Annotated in this window: 18 protein-coding genes; 15 read left to right on the plus strand and 3 right to left on the minus strand. The window is 75.3% G+C overall.

Annotated elements, in window-relative coordinates:
• The first annotated feature begins 64 nt into the window (after window positions 1-64).
• Entirely contained in the window at window positions 65-850 is a 786-nt protein-coding gene (locus JOF54_RS16640; protein ID WP_307804291.1) for an alpha/beta hydrolase family protein, read from the plus strand.
• Window positions 851-853: 3 nt separating this feature from the next.
• Here JOF54_RS16640 and JOF54_RS16645 read toward each other — a convergent pair whose 3' ends face one another.
• The 3 genes from JOF54_RS16645 to JOF54_RS16655 are packed head-to-tail and all read right to left on the minus strand — an operon-like array spanning window position 854 to window position 5,255.
• Complete coding sequence (locus JOF54_RS16645; RefSeq protein WP_210057841.1) at window positions 854-3,070, minus strand: transglutaminase TgpA family protein; 2,217 nt, start codon at window positions 3,068-3,070, stop codon at window positions 854-856.
• Window positions 3,070-4,332 (minus strand): DUF58 domain-containing protein, encoded by a 1,263-nt coding sequence (locus JOF54_RS22015; protein WP_210057842.1) that lies wholly within the window; start codon window positions 4,330-4,332, stop codon window positions 3,070-3,072. The genes JOF54_RS16645 and JOF54_RS22015 overlap by 1 nt, the downstream gene beginning before the upstream one ends.
• Window positions 4,333-4,334: 2 nt before the next feature.
• The gene (locus tag JOF54_RS16655) at window positions 4,335-5,255 is read right to left on the minus strand and encodes an AAA family ATPase (protein WP_210059650.1); all 921 of its coding nucleotides are present in this window, start codon (window positions 5,253-5,255) and stop codon (window positions 4,335-4,337) included.
• A 342-nt stretch (window positions 5,256-5,597) separates the two neighbouring features.
• On the opposite strand from JOF54_RS16655, the gene mraZ reads away from it, so the two are divergent.
• The 14 genes from mraZ to ftsZ all read left to right on the plus strand — a co-directional run bounded on the left by mraZ (window position 5,598) and on the right by ftsZ (window position 21,971).
• Window positions 5,598-6,023 carry a division/cell wall cluster transcriptional repressor MraZ gene (mraZ, locus tag JOF54_RS16660; protein ID WP_210059651.1) on the plus strand — a complete coding sequence of 142 codons (426 nt, stop codon included), beginning with the start codon at window positions 5,598-5,600 and terminating at the stop codon, window positions 6,021-6,023.
• A gap of 221 nt (window positions 6,024-6,244) precedes the next feature.
• Window positions 6,245-6,394 (plus strand): hypothetical protein, encoded by a 150-nt coding sequence (locus JOF54_RS16665; protein ID WP_210057845.1) that lies wholly within the window; start codon window positions 6,245-6,247, stop codon window positions 6,392-6,394.
• Window positions 6,395-6,407: 13 nt separating this feature from the next.
• Window positions 6,408-7,400, plus strand: coding sequence for a 16S rRNA (cytosine(1402)-N(4))-methyltransferase RsmH (rsmH, locus tag JOF54_RS16670; protein WP_307804293.1), 993 nt, complete (start codon window positions 6,408-6,410; stop codon window positions 7,398-7,400).
• Complete coding sequence (gene ftsL / locus JOF54_RS16675; protein ID WP_210057847.1) at window positions 7,397-8,059, plus strand: cell division protein FtsL; 663 nt, start codon at window positions 7,397-7,399, stop codon at window positions 8,057-8,059. The genes rsmH and ftsL overlap by 4 nt, the downstream gene beginning before the upstream one ends.
• On the plus strand, window positions 8,059-10,053 hold the full coding sequence (locus JOF54_RS16680; RefSeq protein ID WP_210057849.1) for a peptidoglycan D,D-transpeptidase FtsI family protein: 1,995 nt from the start codon (window positions 8,059-8,061) through the stop codon (window positions 10,051-10,053). The genes ftsL and JOF54_RS16680 overlap by 1 nt, the downstream gene beginning before the upstream one ends.
• Window positions 10,047-11,639 (plus strand): UDP-N-acetylmuramoyl-L-alanyl-D-glutamate--2,6-diaminopimelate ligase, encoded by a 1,593-nt coding sequence (locus JOF54_RS16685; protein ID WP_210057851.1) that lies wholly within the window; start codon window positions 10,047-10,049, stop codon window positions 11,637-11,639. Before JOF54_RS16680 ends, JOF54_RS16685 begins: the two co-directional genes overlap by 7 nt.
• Window positions 11,600-13,111 (plus strand): UDP-N-acetylmuramoyl-tripeptide--D-alanyl-D-alanine ligase, encoded by a 1,512-nt coding sequence (locus JOF54_RS16690; protein ID WP_307804294.1) that lies wholly within the window; start codon window positions 11,600-11,602, stop codon window positions 13,109-13,111. The genes JOF54_RS16685 and JOF54_RS16690 overlap by 40 nt, the downstream gene beginning before the upstream one ends.
• Complete coding sequence (gene mraY, locus JOF54_RS16695) at window positions 13,108-14,196, plus strand: phospho-N-acetylmuramoyl-pentapeptide-transferase (RefSeq protein ID WP_210057853.1); 1,089 nt, start codon at window positions 13,108-13,110, stop codon at window positions 14,194-14,196. Before JOF54_RS16690 ends, mraY begins: the two co-directional genes overlap by 4 nt.
• 147 nt (window positions 14,197-14,343) lie before the next feature.
• The gene (gene murD / locus JOF54_RS16700) at window positions 14,344-15,843 is read left to right on the plus strand and encodes a UDP-N-acetylmuramoyl-L-alanine--D-glutamate ligase (RefSeq protein WP_210057855.1); all 1,500 of its coding nucleotides are present in this window, start codon (window positions 14,344-14,346) and stop codon (window positions 15,841-15,843) included.
• Between the two features lie 23 nt (window positions 15,844-15,866).
• Window positions 15,867-17,189, plus strand: a complete 1,323-nt coding sequence (ftsW, locus tag JOF54_RS16705) for a putative lipid II flippase FtsW (RefSeq protein ID WP_307804295.1) — start codon at window positions 15,867-15,869, stop codon at window positions 17,187-17,189.
• Window positions 17,186-18,283, plus strand: coding sequence for an undecaprenyldiphospho-muramoylpentapeptide beta-N-acetylglucosaminyltransferase (gene murG, locus JOF54_RS16710; protein WP_210057857.1), 1,098 nt, complete (start codon window positions 17,186-17,188; stop codon window positions 18,281-18,283). Before ftsW ends, murG begins: the two co-directional genes overlap by 4 nt.
• Complete coding sequence (gene murC / locus JOF54_RS16715) at window positions 18,283-19,734, plus strand: UDP-N-acetylmuramate--L-alanine ligase (protein WP_210057859.1); 1,452 nt, start codon at window positions 18,283-18,285, stop codon at window positions 19,732-19,734. The genes murG and murC overlap by 1 nt, the downstream gene beginning before the upstream one ends.
• Window positions 19,731-20,492, plus strand: coding sequence for a cell division protein FtsQ/DivIB (locus JOF54_RS16720; protein WP_210057861.1), 762 nt, complete (start codon window positions 19,731-19,733; stop codon window positions 20,490-20,492). The genes murC and JOF54_RS16720 overlap by 4 nt, the downstream gene beginning before the upstream one ends.
• Window positions 20,493-20,726: 234 nt before the next feature.
• The gene (gene ftsZ, locus JOF54_RS16725) at window positions 20,727-21,971 is read left to right on the plus strand and encodes a cell division protein FtsZ (protein ID WP_210057863.1); all 1,245 of its coding nucleotides are present in this window, start codon (window positions 20,727-20,729) and stop codon (window positions 21,969-21,971) included.
• Window positions 21,972-22,141 lie beyond the last annotated feature (170 nt).

The following is a 22,141-nucleotide window of genomic DNA, read 5'->3' on the forward strand; positions in this document are numbered from 1 at the left end:
CCTCGGCCTCGGCCTGCTCACCGGCTGCCGGACCGGTCCCGCCCCGACCCCGCAGGAGAGCCCCGTGCCGCGCTACCGCTACGGCGACCACCCCAGCCAGTACGCCGAGCTGAGCCTGCCCGCCGGCTCCGGCCCGGTGCCCGTCGTCGTCGTGGTGCACGGCGGGTTCTGGCGGGACGCCTACGACGCCGACCTCGCCCGTCCGCTGGCCGCCGACCTGGTGCCGCGCGGCTGGGCGGCGCTGGTCGTCGAGTACCGCCGCGTCGGCCGCAGCCGCACCGACGGCGGGGGCGGCTGGCCGGGGACCGCGCTCGACGTCGCGGCCGCCGTGGACGGCCTGGCCGGGCCGGGGCAGGAGCTGGCCGGCGGCCGGCTCGACCTCGACCACGTCGTCGCCCTCGGGCACTCCGCCGGCGGGCACCTGGCCGGCTGGCTCGCCGCCCGACCGGGGCTGCCGGCCGGCGCTCCCGGTGCCGGCCCGGCCGTCCGGCTGAGCGGGTTCGTCTCCCAGGCCGGCGTCCTCGACCTGGTGAGCGCCGCGCGCGAGCAGGTGGGCGGCGACGCGGTGCCCGACCTGATGGGCGGCGGCCCCGACGAGCAGCCGGAGGCCTACGCGCTGGCCTCGCCGACGGCGCGGCTGCCGCTGGGCGTCGCCTCGGTCTGCGTGCACGGCGCCGCGGACACCAACGTCCCGTTCCGCCAGTCCGAGGCGTTCGTGGCCGCGTCCCGCGCGGCGGGGGACCGCAGCGAGCTCCGGCGGTTCGACGGCGACCACTTCGCGCCGATCACCGTCGGCACCCCGGCCTGGGCGCTCTGCGTCGAGGCGCTCGACGCCCTGCGCGCCGGCTGAGGCCTAGACGCCGGGGTCACCGCCGCCGCGCCGGAACAGCGAGCGCGGGACCAGCAGCCCCAGCAGCCGGCGGCGCCGGGTCAGGGGTGCCACGATCCCGCGTCGGATCTCCTGGGTCAGCGCGGGCAGCGCCGCGGTGTCGGCGTCGAGGCTCCGCGCGTAGCGCGAGCGCTCCACCAGGGTGGCCACCTGCCCCATCGCCGCCGACTCCCCGGCGTCGAGGCGGTCGCCGACCTGGCGCCCGATCACCTGCGGGGACCCCTCGGGCCAGCGGCCGCCGTGGTCGAGGACGGTGTCGCGGATCTCGGCCCACGCCGCCTCGACCTGCTCGTCGCCGAGCTGGTCGCCGGACAGCCGGGCGGTGCGCCGCCGGATCCGGAGCGTCGCCGGCGCGGCCAGCACCAGGAGCAGCACCAGGCCCGCCCCCGTGCCCAGCAGCGTGCGCGCCCACGGGAAGGCGCCGTCCGTGCCGTCGGCCGTCTGCTGGTCGGCGGGCACGTCCTCCGGGGCGGTCGAGGGGGCGTCCGCGCTGGCGCTCGGGGCGGCCGTCGGCTCCTCGCTCGCGTTGTCGGAGGGGTCCTCGGCGCCCTGCAGGGTCCAGGGCGGGGCCGAGCCGGTGACGCTGCCCGGCGTCGGCTCGAAGCGGACCCAGCCGTAGCCGGAGAAGTACAGCTCCGGCCAGGCGTGCATGTCGCGGATGGAGACCCGGTAGGTGTCGCCGTCGCGCTCGCCCGGCAGGAAGCCGACCGAGACCCGCGAGGGGATGCCGACGACGCGGGCCATCATCGCCATGGCCCCGGCGAACTGCTCGCAGTAGCCGCGGCGGTCGCGGAGCAGGAAGTTCTCCAGCGCCCGGTAGCCGCTGCCGGGCAGCGGCTCGGTGCTGTAGGTGAACCGGCTGCCCCGCAGGTAGGCCTGGATCGCCGCGGCCTTGTCGGCCGAGCCGTCGGCGTCCTTGGTGACCTCCTGCGCCAGCCGGACGAGGTCCTCGGGCAGGTCCTCGGGGATGGCGCCCGTGACCGAGTCGTCCAGCGGGGTGCCCGCGACGGCGCCGCGGAGGTCGCTGGCGTCGGGGGCCAGGTCGAGGCTCTGCACCGAGTAGCTGAGATCGGTGAGGGCCTGCGCCTCGTTCTCGCCGTTCACCACGGTGAGGGAGTTGGCGTCGTAGCGCCAGTCGCCGGCGGCCTCGAAGCTGCGCGGGGCGTAGGGCAGCGGCAGGTACTGCGAGCGGAAGTTCTTGACGGTGATCCGGGTGGTGCGCTGCTCGTCCGGGACGTCGGTGAGCCCGGGCACCGCGGGGAGCTGGTTGCCGGTGTTGAGCCGGATCTGGACGTTGCTCCAGCCGTCGGCGTCGAACCGCGGCAGGGAGGCCAGCCGGAGGTAGACCCCGCCGGGCTCGGAGGTCCGGTAGTCGATGACCTCCTGGTCCTGCGGCTGGTTGAGGTTGCGGCGCAGGTCGAGGCTGGGGTCGGTGAGCTGGAGCGGTCCGCTGCCGCCCGGGCCGTTGCCGAAGCCGACGCCGGGCAGCGAGAGCGTCGGCAGCAGGCCGCCGAGCACGAGGGTGCCCACCAGGGCGGGGACGCCGATGAGCGCGGCCGCGCGCCAGACCACGGGGGCGGCGCCGACCGACTCGGCGCTGTCGCGGGACAGCCCGCGCGTCCAGCGGTCGGAGCCGTTCAGCCCGTCCGCGACGAGGACCCCGACGTAGCCGAGGGCCACCAGCAGGAAGCTGGTGACGCCGGTGTCGGTGCCCAGCGTGAGCGCGGGCACGAGGAAGAGGGTGGCGGTCGGCGCGATGGCCCAGGCCGGCCGGGCCAGGCCGGCGGCGAGCAGGTCGGTGATGACCAGCAGGCCCGCGACCAGCGTCGCGAAGATCAGCGTCACGCCGTCGTCGGGGTCCATCGGGGTGCCCTGGGACTGCATGTGCAGCACGCCGCCCTGCCAGAGGCCGGCGTAGTGCTGGTACCAGGGCAGGCCGAGGCCCGGCATCGTGAGGCTGAGGCCGACGCTGAGCAGCACGGTCGTCAGCAGCTGGGCCGCCAGCACGAGGCCGCCGCCCAGCCGCGCCCGGCGCAGGAGCGCGGTGAGCACCCCGAGGACGGCGAGGAAGAACCAGGACGCCCCGAGGTAGGAGAGGTCCGAGGTCAGCGGCACCAGGGTGAAGCCGGCCAGGAACAGGGCGAGGACGACGGCAGCCGTCATCCGGTCGGTGGCGCGCATCAGACCCCCACGGGTGCGTTCTCGAGCGCGGCCCAGGCGTCGGCGACGCCCATCCCGCGCGGGACCTCGACGACCCGCCACTGGTTCTCGCGGAGGATCCGGGTGGCCAGCTCCTGCTCCGCGCGGCGGCGCGGGCTGGCCGGGGTGTCGGCGAAGGTGTCGACGTCGAGCAGCAGGGCCAGACCCTGCGCCCGGTTGCGCTGCAGCCGCAGCAGCGCGTTCGCGTCCTCGGCGTCCAGTCGGCCGAGGACCGCGACCACCAGCTGGCCGGGCCGGTCGGCGGCGGCGGACTCGACCGCGTAGTGCAGGCTCGACGTCACCTTGGGCACGAGGTCGGTGAGCCGGCTGACGACGACCTCGGCCGACGCCGCGCTGTGCTGGCCGAGGACGCTGCTGACGTGCAGCGGGCCGTCGGCCTCGAACACCTCGACGGTGTAGCCCTCGTCGAGGAAGTGCAGGGCGACCGAGGCGGCGGCGGAGACGGCCCACTCCAGCGAGCTCTGCAGCCCGGCGCCGGCGTGCGCGGCCGAGCGCGAGTCGAGGATGACGCTGGCGCTGGGATCCCAGGCCTGCTCCTCCCGGCGCACCATCAGCTGGCCGCGGTGGGCGGTGGAGCGCCAGTGGATGCGGCGCACCTCGTCGCCCTGGCGGTACTCCCGCACCAGGGCGTCGTCCTGGCCGACCACGCCGATCCGGTGGGGCCGGGCCTCACCGGTGCTGCCGCCCCCGCCCGTCGAGCGGACCGGGGGCAGCGGGACCACCTGCGGGGTGACCATCACCTCGCTGGTGGCGACGAACTGGCGGTCCAGCTGGACCAGCCCGAAGGGGTCGGTGGTGCGGACCAGCAGCGGGCCGGTGCGGAACCGGCCCCGGACGCGGCCGAGCAGCGGGTACTCGACCTCGCGGCGCCAGCTCAGCCCCGCCTTGTCGACGAGGAAGCGGGGGCGCGGCCCCAGCTCGGGGGGCACCTCGTCCTCCAGCCGGAGGATGCCCGCCGGCAGCCGGCCGTCCTGGCCCAGGGTGATCCGGCCGCGCATGGGCGAGCCGAGCGGCACCCGGGACGGCTCGACCGAGCGCTCGCAGGACAGCCGCAGCCGCGCCCGCGAGACGAGCAGGGCGGCGACGACCGGCAGCGCCAGCACCAGCAGGGCCAGCCGCATGACGTCGCGCTGGCCGGCGAACATCGCGACCAGCAGGCCCACCAGGCCGACGACGACGAACAGCCGGCCGCGGGTGGTCAGCAGCCGCCAGGGTCGGGTCACGCTCAGCGCCGATCGGGCAGGTGCACCGAGCTGATCGCCTGGGCGATGATGTCGGTGACCGTGCGCCGGGCGAGCTGGGCGTCGGTCGAGGGCAGCACCCGGTGCGCCAGCACGGCGACGCCGAGGGTCGCCACGTCGTCCGGGCTCACGTAGTCCCGGCCCGCGAGGGCCGCGTGGGCGCGGCTGGCGCGGAGCAGCTGCAGGGTGGCGCGCGGCGAGGCGCCGAGCCGCAGCTCGCGCGAGCTCCGGGTCGCGCCGACGACCTGCACCAGGTACTGCTTCACCGCGGGGCTCACGTAGACCGTCTTCACGGCGTCGATCAGCCCGCGCAGGGTGGCGGCGTCGGTGACGGGGGTGAGCGCGGCCAGCGGGTCCGACGTCCCGTGGGAGTCGAGCATGTCGAGCTCGGCGGCAGGGGTGGGGTAGCCCATCTGGATGCGGGCCATGAAGCGGTCGCGCTGCGCCTCGGGGAGGGGGTAGGTGCCCTCCATCTCGATGGGGTTCTGGGTGGCCACCACCATGAAGGGGGCCTCCAGCAGGTAGGTCGTGCCGTCGACGCTGACCTGGCGCTCCTCCATCGACTCGAGCAGCGCCGACTGCGTCTTCGGGGAGGCGCGGTTGATCTCGTCGCCCACCACGATGTTGGCGAAGATGCCGCCGGGCTTGAACTCGAAGTCGCGGGTCTCCTGGTTGAAGATCGAGACGCCGGTGATGTCGGAGGGCAGCAGGTCCGGGGTGAACTGCACCCGGCGGACCGAGCAGGCGATCGAGCGCCCGAGAGCCTTGGCCAGCATCGTCTTGCCGACCCCGGGCACGTCCTCGACGAGGAGGTGGCCCTCGGCCAGCAGCACGACGAGGGCCAGGTCGACCGAGGCGCGCTTGCCCTCGATCACGCCCTCGATCGCCGACCGGACCTCGCCCATGACGTCGACGACGTCACCGAGTGAGTAGGTCGTCGTCACCTCGTCGAGGTCGGTGTTCTCGTAGCTCAGACTCACGCTGCCTCCGTCCTGGGCGCGCCTGGCCGGGGGTGGTCCCCTGCGGCGTCGCCGTCCCCGCACCCGCGCACGGCCCGTGGTCGTGTCGCGGTCGTCCGTCATCGTATGCGCCGCCGTGAAGGGCCACCGCGATTCCTGGCGTGCCCTGCTGGTACCCCCGCGACGGCCCGGGACACGCCCCGGGGTTGCCAGGGGAGCGCGGGGCGGTCAAAGTGGAGGGAAGTGGAGTAAGGTGGCGGAAAGTGGAGCGAAGGGTGGTGAGTGGCCGTGTTCCTGGGCACGCACACCCCGAAGCTCGACGAGAAAGGACGGCTGATCCTCCCGGCGAAGTTCCGAGACGAGCTGGCGGCCGGCCTGGTCATCACGCGCTTCCAGGAGCGCTGTCTGGCCATCTGGCCGATCGCGACGTTCGTCGAGGTGGCGCAGTCGGTGCGGGGGACGTCGTCCAGCCAGCAGGTCCGGGACTACCAGCGCATGCTCGCGTCGGGAGCCTCGGACGAGACGCCGGACAAGCAGGGGCGGATCACCATCCCGCCGCACCTGCGGACCTACGCATCGCTGGAGAAGGACTGCGTGGTGGTGGGGGCCATCAACCGGGTGGAGGTGTGGGACGCCACCGCCTGGGAGCAGTACGCGGAGGCCAAGGAGTCCGCGTTCTCCGACCTCGACGAGGGCGTCTTCCCCGGCGCCTGAGACCAGGTACCCAGCACGGCAGGCACGACCAGCACGGCAGGCAGGACCCGCACGACGCACGACAGGCAGCACCGCACGGCAGCACCGAGCACGCAGCGCGTGCGCAGAGGCTTCAACCCGAGCGTCCGACTCCCTGGCGCACCTTCCCCGGTGCCAGGTAGTGACGCTCGGACCTCGGGTTGGAACCCCTGCGCACGAGCAGCGCGAACTGAAGGGTCGAGATGGCGCACTCCGAGATCGAGGACGCCCCGAGCACGGACCGGCGGGTCCGGCACGTGGCCCGGGACGGCTTGTCGGCGGCCGCCGTCTCCCTCGGCGGCTCGGTCGCCCTCACCCTCGCGCTCTACCTCCTCCTGCGGTGGCTCGGATGAGCGGCGGTCGCGGGTGAGCGCCCCCGTCCACGTCCCGGTGATGCTGGCCGAGATCCTCGAGCTGCTGACGCCGGCCCTGCAGCCCACCCCTGAGCACCCGCACCCCGTGCTCGTCGACGGCACCCTCGGCCTCGCGGGCCACGCCTCCGCCCTGCTGGAGGCCTGCCCGCAGGCCCACCTCGTCGGCCTCGACCGCGACCCGGAGGCCCTGGCGCGGGCACGCGAGCGGCTGGCCCCGTTCGGCGACCGGGTGACCCTGGTCGAGGCGGTCTACGACGAGCTCCCGGAGGTGCTGGCCGAGCTCGGCCGCCCGCGGGTGCAGGCCGTCCTGCTGGACCTCGGGCTCTCCTCGCTCCAGATCGACGACACCACCCGCGGCTTCGCCTACGCCCAGGACGCCCCGCTGGACATGCGGATGGGCCGCCAGGAGCTGACGGCCGCGGAGGTGCTGAACACCTACAGCGCGCCCGCCCTCGCCTCGGTGCTGCGCCGCTACGGCGAGGAGCGCTTCGCCGACCGGATCGCCCGCCGGGTGGTCAGCGAGCGGGAGCGCGAGCCCTTCACGACGTCGGCGCGGCTGGTCGAGCTGCTCTACAGCGCGATCCCGGCCGCCACCCGCAAGACCGGCGGGCACCCCGCCAAGCGGACCTTCCAGGCGCTGCGGATCGAGGTCAACGCCGAGCTGGAGGCGCTGGAGCACGTGCTGCCGAGCGCCGTCGCCGCCCTCGCGGTGGGCGGCCGGATCGCGGTGCTGGCCTACCACTCGCTGGAGGACCGGCTGGTCAAGCAGGTGCTGGCCGCCGGGGCCGCGGACCGCGCGCCGCGCGACCTGCCCGTGGTCCCGGCCGGCTACGGGCCCGAGCTCCGGCTGCTCACCCGCGGCGCCGGCCGGCCCGGCGAGGCCGAGTCCGAGATCAACCCGCGGGCCGCCTCGGCGCGGCTCCGCGCCGCCGTACGCATCGACGAGCCCGGCCCCCGCCGGGCCCGACAGGAGGTAGGCGCATGAGCGCGTTGTGGGCACCCGTTCCCGGCACCCGGGAGACGACCGGGCCGGACCGTCGTGGCGCGGGGCTGCGAGCCGTCGGCCGACCGGCGCCGCGGCTCTCCCGCGCGCCTTTCCTGCTCGTCCTCGTCGCCGTGTTCGGCTTGGGCATGGCCGGGCTGCTGATGCTGAACACGACCCTGCAGAACCAGGCGTTCTCCTCCCGCGCGCTGGACCGGCAGGCGACCGAGCTGGCCTACACCCAGGCCGACCTGGAGAGCCAGATCGCCGTGCTGTCCGCCCCGCCCGAGCTCGCCCGTCGCGCCTCGGCCCTGGGCATGCGGCCCAACCCGTACCCGGCGATGCTCGAGCTGCCCAGCGGCGACGTGGTCGGCGACCCGAAGCCGGTCACCGGTAGCGAGGTGCCGAGCATGGTCGTCAAGACCCCGGCCGAGGTCGCCGCCGAGAAGGCCGCAGCCAAGGCGAAGGCGGAGCGGGTGGCGGCCGAGAAGAAGGCCGAGGCCGAGGCCGAGAAGAAGGCGGCGGAGAAGAAGGCGGCGGCCGAGAAGAAGGCCGAGGCCGACAAGAAGGCTGCGGCGGAGAAGAAGGCCGAGGCCGACAAGAAGGCTGCGGCGGAGAAGAAGGACAGGGATCCCGGGCAGGGCGAGGAGGGGCAGGGCTGATGGCCGAGCGCCGACCGCACCCGACCGCAGCCGGGCGGAAGCCCCGGCACCCGGCCACCGGCCAGCGACCTGCCGCCGGTACCCGGACGGGCCAGCCCGCGCGCCCCGCACCGCGCGCCGACGCCCGCGCCGAGCGCGCGACGCGCCGGCCCCAGGACGAGCGCCGCGCCCCCGGCTCGCGCCGACCGGCGGCGGCCCGCTCCGGCGCCCGGACGGGCGGCCGCCCCGGCGGGCCGAGCGCGCCGCCGCGGCCGCCCCTGCGGATGCCGCTGGCGTCCTCCCCGCGCCGGCTGCACGCCGTGCTCATCGTCATCGCCGTCGGGTTGTCGCTGTGCGGCGGCCGGCTCCTGCAGCTGCAGGGCTTCGACTCCGCGGCCTACGCGGCCACCTCGGCCGACCTGCTCACCCGCAAGCTCCCGCTGCTGCCCTCGCGTGGCACCATCACCGACCGGAACGGCCAGGTGCTGGCCTCCACCCAGCCCGCCGTGGCGGTGACGGCCGACCCGACGCTCACCGGCCCCCGCGCCGCCGAGATCGCCGACGTCCTCAGCGGCTACCTCGAGATGCCGGCGGCCGACCTCGTGCCGCTGCTGACCAAGCCCGACACCCACTTCGTCTACCTCAAGAAGAAGGTCCCGGCGCTCACCTACAGCGCCCTGTCCGCGGCCCTGGCCGAGAAGGGCGTCTACGGCGTCTTCCGCGAGAGCGACCCGATCCGCACCTACCCGGGCGGCACCGTGGGCTCGTCGGTCGTCGGCTTCGTCGGGGCCGACGGCAAGGGCCTCGCCGGCATGGAGCTCGAGCTGGACCGCGAGCTGGCCGGCGTCGAGGGCACCGAGACCTACGAGAGCGCGCCGAACGGCAGCCGAATCCCGCTGGGGGAGAGCTCGACCACCCCGGCGCAGAACGGGGTCGACGTGCAGCTGACCCTCGACTCCGAGCTGCAGTTCATGGCCGAGCAGCGGCTCGCGGCGCAGGTGCAGAAGATGGGGGCCGACTCGGGCTTCGCCATCACCATCGACGTGAAGACCGGCCAGGTCCTGGTGCTGGCCAACGCGCCGACCTTCGACTCCTCGGCCCCGCAGAAGGCCGACGCGGAGGACCGCGGCAACCGCGCCGTGCTGGCCCCCTACGAGCCGGGCAGCGTGGAGAAGGTCCTCACCTCGGCGGCGCTCATCGACGCGGGCACGGCGAACCCCGGCACCAAGGTCGAGATCCCGGCGCGGCTCTCCTCGGGCGGGGCGTACATCAAGGACCACTTCAGCCACGGCACGATCCGGCTCAACATGCGCGGCGTCATCGCCAACTCCTCCAACATCGGCACCGCGCTGCTGACCCGCCAGCTCGACAAGAAGACGCTGCACGACTACCTCGCGAACTTCGGGCTGGGCGCGCCCACCGGCATCGAGGTGCCGGGGGAGGCGGCCGGCATCCTGCCGGACGCCGACATGAGCGACTCCCAGCGCGACCAGATCGCCTTCGGCCAGGCGCTGTCGGTCTCGGGGATCCAGGAGGCGGCGGCCATCGCGGGCATCGTCAACGACGGGGTCTACAACCCGCCCACCCTGGTCAAGCAGAAGACCGACGCCGACGGCACGGTGCTGCCGAACCCGCAGGAGAACCCGCGCCGTGTCATCTCCAGCGAGAGCTCGGCCGCCGTCCGCGACCTGATGGCCGCGGTCACCGACAGCCCGAACGGGGTCCAGAACCTGCGGCTGGACGCCTACACCAGCGGCGGCAAGACCGGCACCGCGCAGCGCGCCGACCCGACCTGCGGCTGCTACCGCGGCTACGTGACGTCCTACGTGGGCTTCGCGCCGCTGGACGACCCGCGGCTGCTGACCTACGTCGTGCTCACCAACCCCCGCAAGGGCGACACCGGCACCAGCGTGGCCACCCCGGTCTACCGCGACATCATGAACCAGGCGCTGCCGCGCTACTCGGTGGCGCCGGACGCCGACGAGGAGCGCAAGGCGCTGCCGACGGAATGGTGAGGGACGCCGCCGGGCTCGGTAGCGTCGGGGCCGTGAGCCCCGTCCCGACCCTGCGACCCCGCCCGGGGCCGCCGCTGCCGCTGCTGGAGCTGGCCGCGGGCCTGCGCGACCCGGACCTGACGGCCACGGGCGCCGGCGATCCCGATGTCACCGGCGTCACCCTCGACTCGCGCCAGGTGCAGCCGGGTGACCTCTACGTCGCGCTCCCCGGCCGGCACCACCACGGCGCGGCCTTCACCGCCGCCGCCGCCGCGGCCGGGGCCGTCGCGGTGCTCACCGACCCGGCCGGGCGCGACGACGCCGCCGCCACGGGGCTCCCCGTGCTGGTGACCGAGCGGCCGCGGCCGGTGATGGCCCGGGCCGCTGCCGCGGTCTACGGCCGGCCCGCCGAGCGGCTCACCATGCACGCCGTGACCGGGACCAACGGCAAGACGACCACGACGTTCCTGCTGGACGCGGCGCTGCGCGCGGCCGGCCACCACGTCGGCACCGTCGGCACGATCGGCTTCCTGCTGGACGGCCAGCCGCTGCCCGCGTCCCGGACCACCATCACGACACCGGAGTCGCCCGACCTCCAGGCGCTGCTCGCGCACCTGCTGGAGGCGGGCGCCGACACGGTGGCCATGGAGGTCTCCTCGCACGCCCTGGTGCTGGGCCGGGCCGACGCCATCACCTTCGACGTGGCCGCCTTCACCAACCTCGGCCGCGACCACCTCGACTTCCACGGCGACGAGGAGTCCTACTTCGCCGCGAAGGCCCAGCTGTTCACCCCCGAGCGGACCCGGCAGGTGGTGCTCAGCGTCGACGACGACGCCGGCCGCCGGCTGCTGGAGCAGGTCCGCCGCACCCCGGAGCTCACCCTGCGCACCGTCAGCCTCTCCGACCCGGCCGCCGACCACCGGCTGCTGGACGCCCGCCCCGCACCCGGGGGCGGGACCGCCGCCACCGTGTCGGTGGACGGCCGCCGGCTCGAGCTGCGGCTGCCGCTGCCCGGTGACTTCAACGTCCGCAACGCCCTCACCGCGCTGGCCATGGTCTCCCTCACCGGGGGCGACGTCGAGGCGGCCGCCGCCGGGCTCGCCGACGTCGTGGTCCCCGGCCGGATGCAGCCGGTCCCGCTCGGCCCGGGCGCCCCGGCCGTCGTCGTCGACTTCGCCCACACCCCGCAGGCCGTGGCCGCCGCCCTGGGCGCCCTGCGCGACCGGCGCGTGGTCGTCGTGCTGGGCTGCGGCGGCGACCGCGACCCGCAGAAGCGGCGCCCGATGGGCGAGGCGGCGGCCCGGGCGGCCGCCGTCGTCGTCGTGACCGACGACAACCCGCGCAGCGAGGACCCGGCCGCCATCCGCGCCGCGGTGCTGGCCGGCGCCCGGGCGGCCGGCGGGGCCGAGGTGCACGACGGCGGTGACCGCGCCGCGGCCATCGCGCTGGCCCTGGAGCTCGCCGGCCCCGACGACGTGGTCGCCGTCCTCGGCAAGGGCCACGAGACCGGCCAGGAGGTGGCCGGCACCGTGCTGCCCTTCGCCGACGCCGACGTGGTCCGCGCCGCGTGGGCCGCCCGCACCGCGACCGCCGGGAGCCCGCGGTGATCGGGCTGCGGGTGGGCGAGGTCGCCGCGGTCGTCGGCGCCGACCTGACCGCCGGTGACCCCGACGCCGTCGTCACCTCCGTCGTCGCGGACTCCCGCGCCGTCGGGCCGGGGGCGCTCTTCGTGGCGCTCGCGGGCTCCCGCGTCGACGGCCACGACCTCGTCGTCGGCTGCTGGGAGGCCGGCGCGGTCGCGGCGCTGACCGCCCGCGACGTCCCGCCCGCCCCCTGCCTGCCCGTCCCCGACCAGGTGACCGCGCTGGGCCGGGTGGCCCGCCGCGTCGTCGACCGCGCCGTCGAGGGCGGCCTGCAGGTCGTCGGCATCACCGGCTCCCAGGGCAAGACCTCCACGAAGGACCTGCTGGCCCAGGTGCTGGAGGCGGTCGGGCCCACCGTCGCCCCGGTCGGGAACCTCAACAACGAGCTCGGCGTCCCGCTCACCGCCTGCCGCCTGGAGCCGACGACCCGCTTCCTGGTCGCCGAGCTGGGCGCCCGGGGGATCGGCCACATCGCCTACCTCTGCTCCATCACGCCGCCGCACGTCGGGGTGGTGCTCAACGTCGGCCAGGCGCACGTGGGGGAGTTCGGCGGCCAGGACGCCATCACCGTCGCCAAGGGCGAGCTGGTCGAGGCCCTGCCCGCCTCCGGGGTGGCCGTGCTCAACGCCGAGGACCCGCGGGTCTGGGGGATGCGCTCCCGGACCGCCGCGCCGGTGCTCGCCTTCGCCGGGTCCGGCGGCCCGCCGCCGCCCGAGGGGCCCGCGCTGTGGGCCGAGGACCTCCGGGCCGACCGGCTCGGCCGGCACGCCTTCCGGCTGCACGCCCGCGACGCGGCCGGCACCACGCAGGTCGCCGACGTCGCGCTGCGGACGACCGGGCGCCACCAGGTGCCCAACGCCGTCGCCGCCGCGGCCGCCGCCGTCGCGCTCGGGCTGCCGCTCGACGTCGTGGCCGCCGCCCTCAGCGCCGCCGGCCCGCGCTCGCGCTGGCGGATGGAGCTGCACGAGCGCGCCGACGGGGTCGTCGTCGTCAACGACAGCTACAACGCCAACCCCGACTCGATGCGCGCCGCGGTCGGCACGCTGGCCGAGCTGGGCCGCTCGAGCGGCGGCCGGACCGTCGCCGTGCTGGGGGACATGCTCGAGCTGGGGGCGACCGCCGAGCGGGAGCACGCCGACCTCGGCCGCGACGTCGCCGCGGCGGGCGTCGACCGCCTGCTGGCCCTCGGCGAGCACGCCGCGACGCTGGCCGCCGGGGCCCGCGACGCCGGCCTGCCCGCGGCCGCCGCGACGCCGGTGCCCAGCAAGGAGGAGGCCCTCGCGCTGCTCCGCGCCGAGCTGCGCCCGGGCGACGTGGTGCTGGTCAAGGCGTCCCGTGGCTTAGCCTTGGACACCGTGGCCGAGGCCCTCGTCGCTCCCGACGCGGTCCCCGGCCGGCCCGATGACCCGTCCGCCGCCAGTGAGGAACCCGCGTGAAGACCATCGTTTTCGCGGGGTCCCTCGCCCTGCTGGGCACCCTGCTGGGCACCCGCCTGGCCATCACCCTGCTGGTCAAGCGCGGCTACGGCCAGCTGATCCGCGACGACGGCCCGACGACCCACCACGTCAAGCGCGGCACCCCGACGATGGGCGGGCTGGTGGTCATCGCCGCCGTCCTCGTCGCCTACTTCGGCGCCCACCTGCTGACCTGGACGCTGCCGTCGGCGTCGGCCCTGCTCGTGCTGTTCCTCTTCACCGGCCTCGGCGTCGTCGGCTTCCTCGACGACTACATCAAGATCAGCAAGCAGCGCTCGCTCGGCCTGCGCAGCGGGGCCAAGATCGCGGGCCAGTCGGTCGTCGCCATCATCTTCGCCCTGCTGGCGCTGCAGTTCCCCGACGAGCGGGGGATCACCCCCGCGTCGTCGGCCATCTCGTTCCTGCGCGACATCGCCTGGCTGGACGCGCTGCCGGTCGTGGTCGTCGTGGTCTGGGTGATGCTGCTGATCGCCGCGGCCAGCAACGGCGTGAACCTCACCGACGGCCTCGACGGCCTGGCCGCGGGCACCTGCGTGATGATCTTCGGCGCCTACGCGCTGATCAACATCTGGCAGTACAACCAGTCCTGCGCCTACACGGCCTCGGCCGGGCCCAAGTGCTACGAGGTGCGCGACCCCTACGACCTCGCGGTGGTCGCCATCGCGCTGGCCGGGGCCTGCTTCGGCTTCCTGTGGTGGAACGCCGAGCCCGCCAAGATCTTCATGGGCGACACCGGCTCGCTCTCCCTCGGCGGGGCGCTGGCCGGGATGGCGATCTTCACCCGCACCGAGCTGCTGCTGCTCATCCTCGGGGGCCTGCTGGTCATCGAGGTCGGCTCGGTCATCCTGCAGACGAGCTACTTCAAGCTCACCCGGCGGATCTACGGGACGCCGCGCCGGCTGTTCAAGATGACGCCGTTCCACCACCACTTCGAGCTGCTCAACTGGGCGCAGGTGACGATCGTCATGCGCTTCTGGATCATCGCCGGGCTCTTCGTGTCCGCCGGGCTCGGCATCTTCTACGCGGAGTGGGTGGCGGGCACCTAGTTTGTCTGCCCTCGCTCCGCTCGGGCGGGTCCGGCGCTCTGGTCCGCCGGCTTCGTCGCTCGTCGCGGGACGGAGAACGTGTCCCGCTCCTCGTTCCTCACTCCGGCGGCGCGCCAGACCGCGCCGGTTCAGAAAGGGTCTGCCGTCATGAGTCGTCCGTCCTGGATCGCCGCTGCTGACGGGGCCTCGCCCTGGGAGCAGGCGCACGTCGTCGTCGCCGGGATCGGGGTGTCCGGGTTCGCGGCGGCCGACGGGCTGCTGCAGTTCGGCGCCCGCGTCACCGTCCTCGACGAGCGGGCCGACGAGGTCAACGCCGACAAGGGCGCGCTGCTCGAGGTGCTCGGCGGCACCGTCCGGCTGGGACCGGGCTCGACCGCCGTGCTGCCCGAGGACGCCGACCTCGTCATCACCACCGGCTGGTCGCCGGCCAACCCGCTGCTGGCCGCCGCGGCCACCCGCGACGTGCCGATCTGGAGCGAGGTCGAGCTGGCCTGGCGGCTCAGCCGGCCGGCGAAGGTCATCCCCTGGCTGGGGGTGACGGGCACCAACGGCAAGACCACCACCACTCAGATGCTCGAGGCGATGCTCTCGGCGTCGGGGCTGCGGACCGCGGCCGTCGGCAACATCGGCCGGCCGGTGATGGAGATCGTGCTCGACCCCGAGCCCTACGACGTGCTGGCCGTCGAGCTCTCCAGCCACCAGCTGCACTGGTCGAGCTCCCTGGCCCTGCACTCCGCGGCCGTGCTCAACCTGCAGCCCGACCACCTGGAGTGGCACGGCTCCTTCGAGGCCTACGGCGCGGCGAAGGCCTCCATCTACGAGCGGGTCTCCACCAGCTGCGTCTACAACGTGCAGGACCCGGCCACCGAGGCGATGGTCGAGCAGGCCGAGGTGGTCGAGGGCGCCCGCGCCATCGGCTTCACCCTCGGCACCCCGGCCCCCTCGATGCTCGGGGTCGTCGACGACCTGCTGGTCGACCGCGCCTTCATCGAGCAGCGCCGCGACTCCGCGCTGGAGCTGGCCAAGCTCTCCGACATCTCCCCGCTCGCGCCGCACAACGTCGCCAACGCCCTCGCCGCCGCCGCCCTGGCCCGCTCGTTCGGGGTCCTGCCGCTGGCCGTCCGCGACGGCCTGCGCAGCGTCACGGTGGGCTCGCACAAGATCCAGACCGTCACCGAGCGGGACGGCGTCCGCTGGGTCGACGACTCCAAGGCCACCAACCCGCACGCGGCCGACGCCGCCCTGCGGGCCTTCGGCTCCACCACTCCCGACGACCCGGCCGGCAAGGTCGTCTGGATCGCCGGCGGCCAGGCCAAGGGCACCCGCTTCGACGACCTCGTCACCGCCCACGCCGGCCGGCTGCGCGCCGTCGTGCTGCTGGGCGTCGACCGCGAGGTGATCGCCGGGGCGCTGGCTCGACACGCGCCGGATGTCCCGGTCCAGGTGATCGAGGCCACCGACACTGGAGCCATGGTGCAGGCCGTCGCGGCGGCTGCCTCGTCGGCCCGCCCCGGTGACACGGTGCTGCTGGCCCCGGGGTGCGCCAGCTTGGACATGTACACCGACTACGCCGCACGTGGCCACGCGTTCGTCCGGGCGATCCGGGACCTGACCTCCGGGTCGGGCGGGACGGGTGGCACGGCGTAGGCGAGCACGAAGGAGCAGCAGGCGTGACCACAACGGTTCCCTCCCGGGGCGGTGCCCCGGCCCCCGGGCCGACGACCACCCGGCGCCGCTCCGACAAGCGCGAGCAGCTGGCGGCGGGCCCCCGCGGCGGGGCCCTGCACGAGACGCTCGGCTGGCTCCGCGCCGCGCTGGACCGGCCGCTGACCAGCTACCACCTGGTGCTGGCCTCGGTCTCGCTGCTGCTCGTGCTCGGGCTGATGATGGTGCTCTCGGCCTCCAGCGTCAGCGCCTACGTCAACTTCGACGACTCGTACTACTACGTGAAGCGCCAGGCCCTCTTCCTCGTCGCCGGGGTGGTCGGCGCGCTGGTTCTGTCCCGGGTGCCCGTCAGCACGCTGCGCGCCCTCAGCTGGGCCGCGGTCGGGCTGGCCGTCGTGCTGCTGACGCTGACCTACACCCCGCTGGGCATCGAGCGCGGCGGCAACCGGAACTGGCTCTACCTCGGCTCGGAGGCCTTCTCGATCCAGCCGGCCGAGTTCGCCAAGCTGGCCATGATCGTCTGGGGCGCCGACGTGCTGGCCCGCAAGCAGCGGCTGCTCGACCAGCCCAAGCACCTGCTCGTGCCCTACCTGCCGGTCTGCGGCCTGCTGATCCTGCTCGTGGTCTTCCAGGGCGACGCCGGCACCGCCGTCGTGATGGCCGGGATCGTCGCCGGCGTGCTGTGGATCGTCGGGGCGCCGCTGCGGGTGCTCGGGGCCCTGGTCGGCGTCGGCGCGCTCGGGGTGGTCGGGCTCTTCGCCTCCAGCCCCAACCGGATGCGCCGGCTCGCCGCCTTCCTCGACCCGACGGCCGACCTCAACGGCGCCAACGACCAGTCCCAGGCCGGCATGTACGCCATCGCCTCGGGCGGCTGGTGGGGCGTCGGGCTGGGCGCCAGCCGGCAGAAGTGGGGGAGCCTGCCGGAGGCGCACACCGACTTCATCTTCGCGGTGCTGGGCGAGGAGTTCGGGCTGTTCGGCAGCCTCGTCGTGCTGGGGCTGTTCCTCGTCCTCGGCTACGCCGGCATCCGGATCGCCACCCGCTCCGACGAGCCCTTCGCCCGCTACGCCGCCGGCGGCGTCACCGCCTGGTTCATGATCCAGGCCCTCATCAACCTGGCCGTCGTGCTGAGGCTCGTCCCGATCGCCGGCGTGCCGCTGCCGCTGGTCTCCTACGGCGGCTCGGCGCTGCTGGCCAACCTGCTGGCCGTCGGGGTGCTGCTCGCCTGCGCCCGCCGCGAGCCGCAGGCCCGGGCCCTGCTGGCCCAGCGCCCCGACCGGCACCGCCCCCGCGTCAGCACCGTCGTCGGCTCCCGGGCCCCGCGGTGAGCGGCCCCTCGGTCGTCCTCGCCGGCGGCGGCACCACCGGCCACACCGCGCCGCTGATCGCCACCGCCGCCGAGCTGCAGCGGCTGCGGCCCGACGTCCGCGTCACCGCCGTCGGCACCGCCCGCGGCCTGGAGACCCGGGTCGTCCCCGCGGCCGGGCTCACCCTCGAGCTCATCCCGCCGGTCCCGCTGCCGCGCCGTCCCGGGCTGGACCAGGCCCTCGTCGGGGTCCGGCTCTGGCAGGCGGTGGCCGCGGCCACCGCGCTGCTCCGCCGCGTCGAGGCCGACGTCGTGCTCGGCTTCGGCGGCTACGTCTCCACCCCCGTCTACCTCGCGGCCCGCCGGCTGCGGCTGCCGCTGGTGCTGCACGAGCAGAACGCGCTGCCGGGGCTGGCCAACAAGCTCGCCGCCCGGCTCACCCGGAACGTCTACACGTCCTTCCCCGGCACACCGCTGCCGCACGCGCAGTACCTCGGCCTGCCCCTGCGCCGGGCCATCACCGAGCTGGACCGCGACGCCGCCCGGGCCGGGGCCCGCGCCCGCGCCGGGCTGGACCCCGAGCGGACGACGCTGCTGGTCAGCGGCGGCTCCCAGGGGGCGGCCAGCATCAACCGGGCCGTGCTCGGAGCCCGCGAGGCCCTGCTGGGCGCCGGGATCCAGGTGCTGCACGTCCTCGGCCCCAAGAACCTCACCGACGAGACCGTGCCCTCGCGCGACCCGGTCACCGGCGCCGGCTACCACCCCGTCGGCTACGTCGACGCCATGGAGGACGCCTACGCCGCGGCCGACCTGATGCTCGGCCGCTGCGGCGCCAGCACCGTGCTGGAGACGGCGGCCGTCGGCCTGCCCGCGGTCTTCGTGCCCTACCCGCACGGCAACGGCGAGCAGGCGCGCAACGCCGCCCTCGTCGTCGAGGTGGGCGGCGGGCTGCTGCTGGCCGACGCCGACTGCACCCCCGACTGGGTCGCCACGACGCTGCCGGCCCTGCTGGCCGACGCGGACCGGCGGCGCGGGATGACGGAGGCCCTCCGCGGCGTTGCGCGGGTGGACGCCGCGACCGAGCTGGCGCGGAGAACCCTGGAGGTGGCGGTCTGATGGCGCTGGTGGAACCGGTCGAGCTGGTGGCGGCCCGCGAGCTGGGCCCGGTGCACTTCATCGCCATCGGCGGTTCGGGCATGAACGGGATCGCGTCGATGATGGTGCAGCTGGGCGTGGAGGTCAGCGGCAGCGACCGCAACGACTCCGCCTACCTGCGCTCCCTGGAGGCCGCCGGGGCGCGGGTGCACGTCGGCCACGCCGCCGAGCAGCTGGGCGACGCCCGCACGGTCGTCGCGTCCTCCGCCATCCGGTCGGACAACCCCGAGCTGGCCGAGGCCCGCCGGCGCGGCCTGCGCGTGCTGCACCGCAGCGCCGCCCTCGGGTCGCTGATGCTGGGCCGGCGCGGCGTCGCCGTCGCCGGCACGCACGGCAAGACCACCACCACCGCGATGCTGGCCCACGTGCTGACCGGCGCGGGGCTCGACCCGTCCTTCGTCATCGGCGGCGCCCTCACCGGCACCAAGACCGGCGGCCACCTCGGCGGCGGCGACGTGATGGTCGTCGAGGCCGACGAGAGCGACGGCTCCTTCCTGCAGTACCCGGCCGAGGTGGCCGTGGTCACCAACGTCGACCCGGACCACCTCAGCAACTGGGGGACCGCCGAGCACTACGCGGACGGCTTCCTGCGCTTCGCGACCGGCCCGGCCGTCCGGCTGCTCGTGGTCAGCGCCGACGACCCGGGCGCGGTCGCGCTCACCGCCCGCGTCCGCGCGGCCCTGGCCGACGGCCGGGCCCCCGAGGGCCTGCGGGTCGTCACCTTCGGGGTCGCGCCCGACGCCGACGTGCGGATCGCCGGCACCGCGTTCGCCGGCACCGGCTCGGACTTCACCCTGCACCGCGACGGCGCGGGCGGCCCCGTCCGGCTGAGCGTGCCGGGCCACTACAACGTGCTGAACGCCGCGGCGACCTACGCGGTCGCCACCGGGCTCGGCGCCGACGAGGCGCAGGTCCGGACGGCGCTCGGCGGCTACGCCGGCACCAACCGCCGCTTCCAGCTCGTCGGCACCGTGGACGGCGTCCGCGTCTACGACGACTACGCCCACCACCCGACCGAGGTGCACCACACCCTCGTCGCCGCCCGTACCGGGGTGGGGGAGCACGGCCGGGTCGTCGTCTGCTTCCAGCCGCACCTCTACACCCGCACCCGCGACTTCTGGCCCGAGCTGGCCGCCGCCCTCGAGCTGGCCGACGAGGCGGTGGTGATGGACGTCTGCGGCGACCGCGAGGACCCGCTCCCGGGCATCGACGGCGCGCTCGTCGCCGACGCCGTCAGCCCGGGCACGGCGCACGTCACCTACGTGCCGTCCTGGGACGACGCCGCCCCGACGGCGGCCGCCATCGCCCGCCCCGGCGACCTCGTCATCACCGTCGGCTGCGGGGACGTCACGAAGGTCGCGCCCCTGATCGTCACCGAGCTGCAGCACCGCGCAGGAGGAGGGGGCCGATGAGCCCGACCGCCACCGGGACCCGCCCCCGGCCGACCGCCCCGGGTCCCGCCGGACCGCAGCCCGGGCTGCGCCGCGAGCTCGACCGCCGACGCTCGGCGCGGCGCCGCCTGGTCGCGGCCGGGGTGGCGGGGCTGGTCGTCGTGCTCGTCGGGGTCCTGGTCTGGCTGCTCACCGCGTCCTCGGTGCTCGCCGCCCGCACCGTCGACGTCAGCGGCCAGCGGGGGCTGACCCCCGACCAGGTCCGCGAGGCCGCCGCCGTTCCGCTGGGCGTGCCCCTGGCCCGCCAGGACGTCGACGCGATCGCCCGGCGGGTGACGACGCTGCCGCAGGTCGCCTCGGCCCGGGTCGAGCGCCGCTGGCCGCACGCCGTCGAGGTCGTCGTCACCGAGCGCGAGCCCCTGCTGGCCATCCGCCAGCCGGACGGCTTCGCCCTCGTCGACGACCAGGGCGTCGCCTACGAGACGGTGGCCCGGGTGCCCGACGGCGTGCTGCGGGCCGACGCCGACCCGGGCGCCGTGCCCCTGCTGACCGCTCTCGGGGTGGTGGCGGCCGCGCTGCCGGTCGAGCTGGCCGACCGGGTCGAGCGGGTCCGCGCCACCGCGGCCGACGACATCGTGCTGGAGCTGCGCTCCGGCACGACGGTGCGCTGGGGCGACGCGAGCGAGTCCGACCTCAAGGCCCAGGTCGTCGAGGCGCTGCGGACGTCGAAGACCCGGGCGATCGACGTCTCCGCCCCGCACAACCCCGCCACCCGCTGACGCGGGACGATCGCCCGGCGGAGGGGTGAAGGTGTACCTCAGGTCGAGCATCGGGGCCGTTTTCGCGGCCGGCGGGCGTGTCCGGCCTGCGCAGGTGGACAGCCGCCCACGGGTCTCGGATAGCCTCGTGCCACGCCGGTCCGTCCGTCCCTGAGCCCCTTCCCCGTTGAGTGAAGGTCGAGACTTCTCCGCGCGCCCCCCATGTCGTCAGCACGAAGAAGAGGCGGAATACCCGTGGTCTCTGCATCACAGAACTACCTGGCCATCATCAAGGTCGTCGGGGTCGGCGGCGGCGGCGTCAACGCCGTCAACCGGATGATCGAGGCCGGACTTCGGGGAGTCGAGTTCATCGCCGTCAACACCGACGCCCAGGCGCTGCTGATGAGCGACGCCGACGTCAAGCTGGACATCGGCCGCGAGCTGACCCGCGGGCTCGGCGCCGGCGCCGACCCGGACAAGGGCCGCCAGGCCGCCGAGGACCACGCGCAGGACATCGAGGACGCGCTCAAGGGCGCCGACATGGTCTTCGTCACCGCCGGCGAGGGGGGCGGGACCGGGACCGGTGGGGCGCCGGTCGTCGCCCGCATCGCCCGGGCGCTCGGCGCCCTGACCATCGGCGTCGTGACCCGGCCGTTCTCCTTCGAGGGCAAGCGCCGCGCGACCCAGGCCGAGACCGGCATCAACGGGCTGCGCGAGGAGGTCGACACCCTCATCGTCATCCCGAACGACAAGCTGCTCCAGATGATCGACCACCAGATCGCGATCCTCGACGCCTTCAAGCAGGCCGACCAGGTGCTGATGCAGGGTGTCTCGGGCATCACCGACCTCATCACCACCCCCGGCCTGATCAACCTCGACTTCGCCGACGTCAAGGCCGTCATGTCGAACGCGGGCTCCGCGCTGATGGGCATCGGCTCGGCCCGCGGCGAGGACCGGGCGCGGGCGGCGGCCGAGATGGCCGTCTCCTCCCCGCTGCTGGAGGCCAGCATCGACGGCGCCCACGGCGTCCTGCTCTCTATCGCCGGCGGCTCCGACCTCGGCCTGTTCGAGGTCTCGGCGGCCGCGAACCTCATCCAGACCGCGGCCCACGAGGACGCGAACATCATCTTCGGCACCGTGATCGACGACGCCCTCGGCGACGAGGTCCGGGTCACCGTCATCGCGGCGGGCTTCGAGGGCGGCCAGCCTCCGCGCCGGCAGCCCGGCATCAGCCGCAGCGCCGACCTCCGCCAGGGCGGCGGGCAGGGCGGGGGCCGTCCCGGCGGCGCCCCGGCCGGCCAGGGCCAGAACGGCGGCGGCCCGACCTCCGCCCCGGCCTCCCAGCAGGCCCCGGCGCAGGCTCCCTCCGGGGGCGGCACGCAGGCCGGTGCCCCCGCCGCGCCGGTGTTCCGGCCCGCGCCCCAGCAGCAGCCGCCGGCCCCGCGGCCCAGCCGGCCCGCCGACGACGACGACCTGGACATCCCCGACTTCATGAAGTGAGCCGCGGCCCGCGCCGCCCGCGTCCCCGCGACCGGGGCGGACCCCGCGTGTCGGGCAGGACCTGGCTGGCTTCCCCGGCCGCGGCCGGTAGCGTCGTCGCCAGCGGCGCGCGGGACCCGGCCGACGACGTCGGACCCGTCCCCGCAGGTCCGGCCCCCCGGGGCCGGTCG

Source organism: Microlunatus capsulatus (assembly GCF_017876495.1).
In the GTDB taxonomy this organism is placed as follows: Bacteria; Actinomycetota; Actinomycetes; order Propionibacteriales; family Propionibacteriaceae; genus Microlunatus; species Microlunatus capsulatus.